Source organism: Acinetobacter sp. CIP 101934, assembly GCF_000369585.1.
Taxonomy (GTDB): domain Bacteria; phylum Pseudomonadota; class Gammaproteobacteria; order Pseudomonadales; family Moraxellaceae; genus Acinetobacter; species Acinetobacter schindleri.
In genome coordinates, this window is the sequence record NZ_KB850091.1 from 1 (window position 1) to 2,911 (window position 2,911).

Annotated in this window: 3 protein-coding genes; 1 reads left to right on the forward strand and 2 read right to left on the reverse strand. The window is 37.4% G+C overall.

The annotated features are described in order from the left end of the window. Positions 1-37: 37 nt before the first annotated feature. On the reverse strand, positions 38-1,387 hold the full coding sequence (gene chrA, locus F899_RS00010; RefSeq protein ID WP_005098231.1) for a chromate efflux transporter: 1,350 nt from the start codon (positions 1,385-1,387) through the stop codon (positions 38-40). After that, positions 1,384-2,310: a chromate resistance protein ChrB domain-containing protein gene (locus tag F899_RS00015; RefSeq protein WP_005098232.1), complete on the reverse strand. Its 927-nt coding sequence runs from the start codon at positions 2,308-2,310 to the stop codon at positions 1,384-1,386. The genes chrA and F899_RS00015 overlap by 4 nt, the downstream gene beginning before the upstream one ends. 190 nt (positions 2,311-2,500) lie before the next feature. Between F899_RS00015 and F899_RS00020 the strand changes: the two genes are divergently transcribed. Further along, a complete protein-coding gene (locus F899_RS00020) occupies positions 2,501-2,851 on the forward strand; it encodes a DUF3147 family protein (RefSeq protein WP_004644745.1) in 351 nt (116 codons plus the stop codon). Positions 2,852-2,911 lie beyond the last annotated feature (60 nt).

The following is a 2,911-nucleotide window of genomic DNA, read 5'->3' on the forward strand; positions in this document are numbered from 1 at the left end:
GCATAGATTTTTTATCCATACCTCTAGTGTTCATTCTTTATAGTAAAATTTTAATCGTTAAACCCACTAAAGCAGAACCGATGATGACTCTGAGCACACTTTGATTAAATTTAAATAATGCGACTACAGCTAAAATTGCAATAATGGCAGAGATATAATCAAAATTCCCTTCAAAACCCTGTGGCCAAAGCACGTGGTAACATAAAAAGAGTGCCAAATTTAAAATTACGCCCACCACGGCAGCGGTAATGGCGGTTAAAGGGGCAGTAAATTTAATTTGATTGTGTGTGGACTCTATAACAGGTGCTCCGGCTAAGATAAAGAAAAATGAGAAAATAAAAGTAAACCACGTGACGATGATTGCACCTAATGCACCTGCAATAAATTGATGTTCAGCACCCAACAGCGAATGGTTATAAGCTGCTAAGAAGCCGACAAAAGCCACCACCATGATCAATGGGCCGGGAGTACTTTCACCTAGGGCTAAACCATCGATCATTTGAGTTGGGGTGAGCCAGTGATAAAAACCGACAGCGCCTTGATAAACGTAAGGCAGAACAGCATAAGCACCACCAAATGTCAGAAGTGCAGCTTTAGTAAAGAACCAAGCCAGTTGAGTATAAGAATGACTCCATCCCAAAACTGCTGTTAAAGAGATGAGTGGAATTGCCCATAAAAGTGCTGAAATTACAGTTATTTTGATCAGATGAGACCATTTAAAAACAGCATGTTCAGGTGTAGGGGTATCATCATCAATAATTGCACGTCCATAGGATTTTTGACTGGACTGATGTGCATTTAGCTTAAATAAATCAGGATACTTTTTACCGACCAAATAACCCGATATCGCTGCACATAAAACGATTAAAGGGAAAGGAATATTAAAAATAAATATTGCAAGAAAAGCGATAACTGCAATCGCCCATAGAAATTTATTCTTTAATGAACGACTGCCAATACGATACGTGGCATGAAATACAATTGCGGCAACTGCGGGCTTAATGCCATAAAACAAACCGGCAATGATCGGGACGTCGCCATATTTCACATAGACCCAAGACAGCCCAATGAGGATAAAAAGAGAAGGTAGAACAAATAAAACCCCTGCAACGATGCCACCTTTGGTTTTATGCATTAACCAGCCAATATAAGTTGCAAGTTGTTGAGCTTCGGGGCCGGGTAAGAGCATGCAATAATTCAATGCGTGCATAAAACGCTGTTCTGAAATCCATTTTTTTTCTTCAACTAACTCTTGGTGCATAACAGCGATTTGCCCGGCAGGGCCACCAAAGCTAATGAATCCCAGTTTTAACCAAAATTTGAATGCTTGCCAAAAGCTGATAGATTCAATTTCTGTTTCATCTATTAAAGATGACTTATTATTCATGTTAAATTCCTTTGAAAGTCTGCATATAAGCCATCAAAAATATGGTTTGAAAGATGGAGTAATTGATCATCATCTGTGATCGTGCTTCTTAAGCCTTGCAAGATTTTTTCAATGCCTAAGGCTTCGGCAGGCTCATTTCCCCCAACATCTAAAAAATGAACAATTTCAGCGATTTTATTTAAAGCAGGGGTTTGTAATTCAAAGCTATGCATTAACACTTCAAAAGTGACTAGATGATTGATATGGGTAAATTGGGCATCATCAAAATCAAAACCTAAGGTATCTTTGGGGCAATCATTGGGATGCTCTAACCAAATAAATTTTGCCTGAGGGTCTACAAATTTCTGAATGATCCATGCCGATGCCAAACGGTCAACCCAAGGACGCTTTCTGGTTGCCCAGATTTTATTTTGAAAATCTTGCTTGCATAGGACTTTTAATTGCTGTTCAAAATTATTGGGTTCATCGTATTCACCTAACCGGGCAATAACTTGTTCTAATCGGGTGAGTTCATTCAGTGTTTTGCTTTGATGAGTATTTGGGAAAAAATCTATTTCTATCAGTGAATTGAGGTTTTTTCTTAATTTTCGAATCTGTTTGAGATGTTCTTTTTTCTTATTTTCCTCAAGCGTATTTTGTATTTGTGAAATTTCAGTTCTCAGTTCTTCATATTCTCCAGTCCTGTCGAAAAGTTGAGCAAGGTCTAAATGTGCAGGAGGTTCAGTCTGAAAGATATAGGCATGCCCATGTTCATTAAGATGATCATGAACAACAGACTCGAATTTTTCAGAATGTGCTTCGGGTAAGAGGTAAACACCATCTCTTAAAGTTGCTGCACCATTTGACTTTAATGAACGCCAAATTCGCATTCTTGCGGTTGTGCTTTGACTGGGAAGTGATGAGATCAGTAATGATATTTTCATGTTATAAAATCAACAAATTTTGTTTATCTTATAACAATTTTAAAGGATTAAAAATAGTTTTCCTTTAATAAGAATATATGTAAAAGTCATAAAAGATTTTTCTATCCTTTAATAGTAAATTCAACAGATGCTTATAACTTAGCAGTTTGTAAAATAGAACTTTATAAATCTACTCATCTAGGAAATGCACATGGTCTGGCTTATTGCTAAGTACGCTCTAACTGCTGGAATGGTCATACTTATTTCAGAAGTTGCTAAACGTAGTGACCGTCTAGGCGGATTGATTGCAGCCTTACCTATCGTAACGATACTTGTGCTGATATGGATGAAACTTGAGAATCAAGACCCGCAGAAAATTTCAAATCATGCTTGGTATACCTTTTGGTATGTAGTACCGACATTACCTATGTTTTTAGCATTCCCAATACTTTATCAGCGTTATGGATTTTGGCTATCTCTAGCCATTTGCTACGTAATGACCATTCTTCTTTTTCTTGCATGGGCAGCTATATTGCACCATTTCGGTATTGATTTGCTGTAAATGAACTAGGGGCATGAATGGGCACTGTTGCAAATAGGCTGACATGATAAGCTAAATATC